Source organism: Caballeronia sp., assembly GCF_028292365.1.
Lineage (GTDB): Bacteria > Pseudomonadota > Gammaproteobacteria > Burkholderiales > Burkholderiaceae > Caballeronia.
The window spans coordinates 1-5,965 of the sequence record NZ_JAQGMM010000156.1 but is presented as its reverse complement, the minus strand read 5'-3'; the positions used below and the strand labels follow the sequence as shown (position 1 = coordinate 5,965).

The following is a 5,965-nucleotide window of genomic DNA, read 5'->3' as shown; positions in this document are numbered from 1 at the left end:
TGACCTGCGGCGCCGGTGACGGCAACGCGCTTTGCGGACTTAGCCATTGAGAACACTCCTGAACGGTGCGTGAAACGCTAGGGGAAAACGCCATTTTAGGCGCGTTACGCGAAGCGTTGATGAAGCATGTGAATCGAACTGCGCGGGCTGTCCCGAAAACCCAATGCCAATGCGCCTGAAGCGAGATTGTCATTGTCCTTCCGGTAGCATGCCGGCAATCGCAGCCCGACCCTCGTGCTGGGAATCTGGCTCTGTGAGCAGGGGGATTTGCGCTGGATCCTGCAGTTCAGCGCCGCACAACACTTCGTGCGTCGCGTTTTCGAGGGCGCGCGGGCGTTGCAAGAGCAGGGCACTGGCAGCGGCAGCGAACACGAAAGCCGTTCGGCATGAAGCGGTGAGCGGTAGGGCGTTCTGGGGCCTTTTGGTAGCCAGCGCAACGCTAGCCGACGTACCGGGTGCGCCGCATGACACGCGCAGCATCCCGCAAACCCTTGCTCGCCAAGGAGTGTAGGATTCGATCAGGGCAAAGTCAACCGTATCATATGTCTTATATAAGACATAGGAATGTCCGGGAAAACGCTAGACGCGCGTTGACGCTTTATGATGAAATGCGCGCATGAATTCAAACCCAGCGAGCACCACGAACCTTTCCGGCGCATCCGGTGCGGCGGAAGTCGTGCCTGCCTCGTCGCCGACGTTCAGCCCGCTATACCAGCAGATCAAGGCCCTGATTACCCAGGGGCTTGAATCGGGCGAATGGAAGCCCGGCGAAATGATCCCCAGCGAAGTTGAGCTGGCTGCCCGCTACAAGGTCAGCCAGGGGACGGTGCGCAAAGCCATTGACGAACTCGCCGCCGACAACCTGCTCGTGCGCCGTCAGGGCAAGGGCACGTTTGTTGCAACGCACAACGAAGATCGCGTACAGTTCCGCTTTCTCCGGTTACTGCCGGAAGACGGCGACCTTCATCCCCACGTGAGCCGATTGCTGGAGTGCCGCCGTTTGCGCGCACCCGCCGAGATCGCTCGCCAACTGGACCTGAAGCCGGCTGACCCGGTCGTATGTATCAAGCGCTTGCTGCAATTCGACGGCGAAACCACCGTCTTCGATGAAATCTGGTTACCCGGTGTGGTCTTTCGCGGGCTGACGGCTGAACGCCTGGCGGATTACAAAGGCCCGCTTTATGCGATGTTCGAAACGGAATTCGGCACGCGCATGATCCGGGCATCGGAGAAGATCAGGGCGGTGGGGGCGGACGAAGCAGTCGCGGAACTGCTTGGCGTCGCCGCCGGGTCGCCGCTATTGTCGGTCGAGCGGGTGTCGTACACGTATGGCGACCGTCCCGTGGAAGTGCGGCGCGGGTGGTATGTCACGAACGGCTACTACTATCAAAACGATTTAAGTTGAACGGGACGTGGATGGCTTGGCGGCAGGCCCCAAGGGGTGCCTAAGAGCCTTTCTCACGCGATTAGCAATAGCCTCTTGCGCGGCATTTCGCTGCAGCGCGATATAAAAAGGCGCTAAAATCGCGGACTAGTGTGATAACAAAGTTGGGGTCTAGCATGGCTGAAGCTGCAAAAAAACCAAGACCTGAGTACCGGAATATCGGAATCGCTCAGCTAGCAACCTACCGCTTGCCACTAGCGGGAAAGGTTTCAATTCTTCACCGCATCAGTGGTCTGCTCCTGTTCGTAGCGCTGCCGTTTCTGCTTTATCTGCTGGACCAAAGCCTCACGTCGGAGATCAGCTTCGACTCGTTCAAGGGCTTCCTCGCCAATCCCCTCGTCAAGATCGTCGTCCTCGTGCTTTCGTGGTCCTTCCTGTTCCACTTCTGCGCCGGCATCCGCTTCCTGCTGCTCGATACCCATCGTGGAGTGAGCAAGGAAGGCGGCAAGCAGACGTCCATCGTCGTGCTCACGGTGTCATCTCTGCTGACAATCGTCGTTGCGCTTAAACTCTTCGGAGCCTTCTGAGAATGGCAGCGAATAACAACAATCGAATCGGTCCCAAGCGCCTCGTCGTTGGCGCGCACTACGGTTTGCGTGACTGGCTCGCGCAACGCATTACCGCCGTTGTGATGGCCCTGTACACGCTGGTCCTGCTGTTCTGGTTCTTCGGCGCGCGTGATTTTTCGTACGACGGCTGGGCATCCATTTTCGCCATGCAATGGATGAAGCTCGCCACCTTCGTAGCCTTGCTCTCGCTCTTTTATCACGCGTGGGTCGGCATTCGCGACATCTGGATGGACTACATCAAGCCGGTCGGCTTGCGCCTGTTCCTTCAAGTGGCGACGATCCTCTGGCTGGTCGGTTGTATCGGCTACGCGGCACAGATTCTCTGGAGAGTGTAAAGAATGGCTGCAATTAAAACGTCCCTGCCGCGTCGCCGTTTCGACGTCGTGATCGTGGGTGCAGGTGGTTCGGGCATGCGCGCGTCGTTGCAACTCGCACGTGCGGGTCTGTCGGTCGCGGTGCTCTCGAAGGTGTTCCCGACGCGTTCGCACACTGTTGCGGCTCAAGGCGGTATTGGTGCATCGCTTGGCAACATGAGCGAAGACAACTGGCATTACCACTTCTACGACACCATCAAGGGTTCCGACTGGCTCGGCGACCAGGATGCGATCGAATTCATGTGCCGTGAAGCGCCCGGCGCTGTCTACGAACTCGAACACATGGGCATGCCGTTCGACCGTAACGCGGACGGCACGATCTATCAGCGTCCGTTTGGCGGCCACACGGCGAACTACGGTGAAAAGCCAGTGCAGCGTGCATGCGCCGCGGCTGACCGTACTGGCCATGCGTTGTTGCACACGCTGTATCAGCAGAACGTTGCCGCCAAGACGCACTTCTTCGTTGAATGGATGGCGCTGGACCTGATCCGCGACGCCGACGGCGACGTGCTCGGCGTGACCGCCATGGAAATGGAAACGGGCGACGTCCACATTCTTGAAGGCAAGACCACGTTGTTCGCCACGGGCGGTGCGGGCCGGATTTTCGCGGCATCGACGAACGCGTTCATCAATACCGGCGACGGACTCGGCATGGCGGCCCGTTCGGGCATCGCTTTGCAGGACATGGAATTCTGGCAATTCCACCCGACCGGTGTGGCCGGCGCGGGCGTGCTGATTACCGAAGGCGTACGCGGCGAAGGCGGCATTCTGCGCAATTCGGACGGTGAGCGCTTCATGGAACGCTACGCGCCGACGCTGAAGGATTTGGCGCCGCGCGACTTTGTTTCGCGTTCGATGGACCAGGAAATCAAGGAAGGCCGCGGTGTAGGTCCGAACAAGGACCACGTCTTGCTGGACCTGTCGCATATCGGCGCCGAGACCATCATGAAACGTCTCCCGTCGATCCGCGAGATCGCGATGAAGTTCGCGAACGTGGACTGCATCAAGGAACCGATTCCGGTCGTGCCGACTATCCACTACCAGATGGGCGGCATTCCTACGAACATTCACGGCCAGGTCGTGGGCACGCTGAAGGGCGGCTACGAAGAGCCGGTCAACGGCTTCTACGCGGTCGGCGAATGTTCGTGCGTGTCGGTGCATGGCGCGAACCGCCTTGGCACGAACTCGCTGCTCGACCTGGTGGTGTTCGGCCGCGCGGCCGGTAACCACATCATCAAGCATGCGCTGGACATGAAGGAACACAAGCCGCTGCCGGCCGATGCTGCCGACGCTGCGCTTGAACGCCTCGCCGTGCTGGAGAACTCGTCGTCGGGCGAATACACGCAGTCGATCGCCAACGACATTCGCGCGACCATGCAGGCGCATGCCGGCGTGTTCCGCACGTCGAAGCTGTTGTCGGAAGGCGTGGACAAGGTCAAGGAATTGTCCGAGCGCGTGAAGCATGTGCATCTGAAGGACAAGTCGAAGGTGTTCAACACCGCGAAGGTCGAAGCGCTGGAACTCGCGAACCTGATCGAAGTGGCACGTGCCACCATGATCTCGGCCGAAGCGCGCAAGGAAAGCCGCGGCGCGCACGCGCATAGCGACTTCGAAGTTCGCGACGACGACAACTGGATGAAGCACACGCTGTGGTTCAGCGAAGGCGACAAGCTCGATTACAAGCCGGTGCACATGACGCCGCTGACGGTCGAATCGGTGCCGCCGAAAGCGCGTACCTTCTAAGGCAAAGGAATCGAAATGGCAAAGCGTACTTTTGAAATCTACCGCTACGATCCGGACAAGGACGCGGCGCCCCGCATGCAGACGTACGAGATCGAGATCGACTCGCACGAGCGCATGTTGCTGGACGCGCTGCTGAAGCTGAAGTCGGTCGACGAAACGCTGTCGTTCCGCCGTTCGTGCCGTGAAGGCGTGTGCGGTTCGGACGCCATGAACATCAACGGCAAGAACGGTCTGGCCTGCTTGCAGAACATGAACGACCTGCCGCAGAAGATCGTGCTGCGTCCGCTGCCGGGCTTGCCTGTTGTGCGCGACCTGATTTGCGATTTCACGCAGTTTTTCAACCAGTATCACTCGATCAAGCCGTACCTGATCAACGACACGCCGCCCCCGGAAAAAGAGCGTCTGCAAACGCCTGAAGAACGCGACGAGCTCGACGGCCTGTACGAGTGCATCCTGTGTGCAAGCTGCTCGACTTCATGCCCGAGCTTTTGGTGGAACCCGGACAAGTTCGTAGGTCCGGCGGGCTTGCTGCAAGCCTATCGATTCATTGCGGACAGCCGCGACGAAGCGACGGGTGAACGTCTCGACAACCTGGAAGATCCGTACCGTCTGTTCCGTTGCCATACGATCATGAATTGTGTCGATGTGTGCCCGAAGGGACTGAATCCTACGAAGGCAATTGGCAAGATTAAAGAATTGATGGTGCGCCGCGCTGTCTGAGAAGGACTTGTGTCATGAATGACTCCGGGCATCAGTCCGACCCTCTACGCCGGGCGCGCCTTCGCTGGCGCGCTCGGCGCGGTCTGCTGGAAAACGATCTGATCTTCGAGCGTTTTTTCAGCCGATATGAGCATGACCTCAGTGACGCGGACGTCGGTGTTCTGACGCAACTGCTGGAGCTGAGCGACAACGACCTGATGGACTTGCTGCTGGCACGCAAGGAACCGGATGGCGAACTGGCCTCGCCGGATATGACCCGCGTGCTGGAGATGCTGCGCTCTGCCTGATTTAGTTCACTAAGCTAGTCAACTAAGTTAGTCCACTGAGCCAGCCCACGCGGCGTGTGCAAGAGTCGTGCGAATTATCGAAAACCTGTTTCCATACTTCGATTGAGGATGTGCTATGACCCCGTCAGATGTTAAAGCCACGCTATCGTTCAGCGACAACTCGCCGAGCGTCGAAATGCCGATCTACAAGGGCACCCTGGGCCCGGACGTAATCGACATCCGCAAGCTGTACGGCCAGACCGGCAAGTTCACGTACGATCCGGGCTTCATGTCGACGGCGGCGTGCAATTCCGCAATTACGTACATCGACGGCGATAAGGGTGAGTTGCTGTATCGCGGGTATCCGATCGAGGAACTCGCGGTGAAGGCCGACTTCATGGAGACCTGCTACGCGCTGCTCCACGGCGATCTGCCGACGGTCAAGGAGAAGGAAGACTTCGTTGAAACCGTCACGAAGCACACGATGGTTCACGAGCAGATGCATTTCTTCTACCGCGGTTTCCGTCGCGACGCACACCCGATGGCGGTGCTCGTGGCGGCCGTTGGTGCACTGTCGGCGTTCTATCATGACTCGCTGAATATCAATGACCCGCGTCACCGTGAAGTGTCGGCTATTCGCATGATCGCGAAGCTGCCCACGCTGGTAGCCATGGCGTACAAGTTCACGATCGGCCAGCCGTTCGTTTATCCGAAGAACGACTTGTCGTACAGCGCGAACTTCATGCACATGATGTTCTCGAACCCGTGCGAAGAGTACAAGGTCAACGACGTGCTCGTGCGCGCGCTGGATCGCATTTTGATCTTGCATGCGGACCATGAGCAGAATGC

At 58.9% G+C, this 5,965-nt stretch carries 7 protein-coding genes; all 7 read left to right on the top strand.

The features are described from left to right. The first annotated feature begins 616 nt into the window (after positions 1–616). The gene (locus tag JWR14_RS09555) at positions 617–1,405 is read left to right on the top strand and encodes a GntR family transcriptional regulator (protein ID WP_299705056.1); all 789 of its coding nucleotides are present in this window, start codon (positions 617–619) and stop codon (positions 1,403–1,405) included. A gap of 155 nt (positions 1,406–1,560) precedes the next feature. Further along, positions 1,561–1,971, top strand: a complete 411-nt coding sequence (sdhC, locus tag JWR14_RS09550) for a succinate dehydrogenase, cytochrome b556 subunit (protein ID WP_299705054.1) — start codon at positions 1,561–1,563, stop codon at positions 1,969–1,971. A 2-nt stretch (positions 1,972–1,973) separates the two neighbouring features. After that, positions 1,974–2,348 carry a succinate dehydrogenase, hydrophobic membrane anchor protein gene (sdhD, locus tag JWR14_RS09545; protein ID WP_165102064.1) on the top strand — a complete coding sequence of 125 codons (375 nt, stop codon included), beginning with the start codon at positions 1,974–1,976 and terminating at the stop codon, positions 2,346–2,348. A 3-nt stretch (positions 2,349–2,351) separates the two neighbouring features. Further along, on the top strand, positions 2,352–4,130 hold the full coding sequence (gene sdhA / locus JWR14_RS09540) for a succinate dehydrogenase flavoprotein subunit (protein WP_299705043.1): 1,779 nt from the start codon (positions 2,352–2,354) through the stop codon (positions 4,128–4,130). Between the two features lie 15 nt (positions 4,131–4,145). After that, positions 4,146–4,850 (top strand): succinate dehydrogenase iron-sulfur subunit, encoded by a 705-nt coding sequence (locus JWR14_RS09535; RefSeq protein WP_031362534.1) that lies wholly within the window; start codon positions 4,146–4,148, stop codon positions 4,848–4,850. A 14-nt stretch (positions 4,851–4,864) separates the two neighbouring features. After that, positions 4,865–5,137 (top strand): succinate dehydrogenase assembly factor 2, encoded by a 273-nt coding sequence (locus tag JWR14_RS09530; RefSeq protein WP_062086335.1) that lies wholly within the window; start codon positions 4,865–4,867, stop codon positions 5,135–5,137. 115 nt (positions 5,138–5,252) lie between these two features. Beyond that, positions 5,253–5,965 (top strand): citrate/2-methylcitrate synthase (locus tag JWR14_RS09525; protein ID WP_299705023.1); only part of this gene is annotated, 713 nt, incomplete at its 3' end.

Coding starts and splice junctions, on each gene's coding strand:
- sdhC (WP_299705054.1), top strand. CDS start 1,561: ATGGCTGAAGCTGCAAAAAAACCAAGACCTGAGTACCGGAATATCGGA.
- sdhA (WP_299705043.1), top strand. CDS start 2,352: ATGGCTGCAATTAAAACGTCCCTGCCGCGTCGCCGTTTCGACGTCGTG.
- JWR14_RS09535 (WP_031362534.1), top strand. CDS start 4,146: ATGGCAAAGCGTACTTTTGAAATCTACCGCTACGATCCGGACAAGGAC.
- JWR14_RS09530 (WP_062086335.1), top strand. CDS start 4,865: ATGAATGACTCCGGGCATCAGTCCGACCCTCTACGCCGGGCGCGCCTT.
- JWR14_RS09555 (WP_299705056.1), top strand. CDS start 617: ATGAATTCAAACCCAGCGAGCACCACGAACCTTTCCGGCGCATCCGGT.
- sdhD (WP_165102064.1), top strand. CDS start 1,974: ATGGCAGCGAATAACAACAATCGAATCGGTCCCAAGCGCCTCGTCGTT.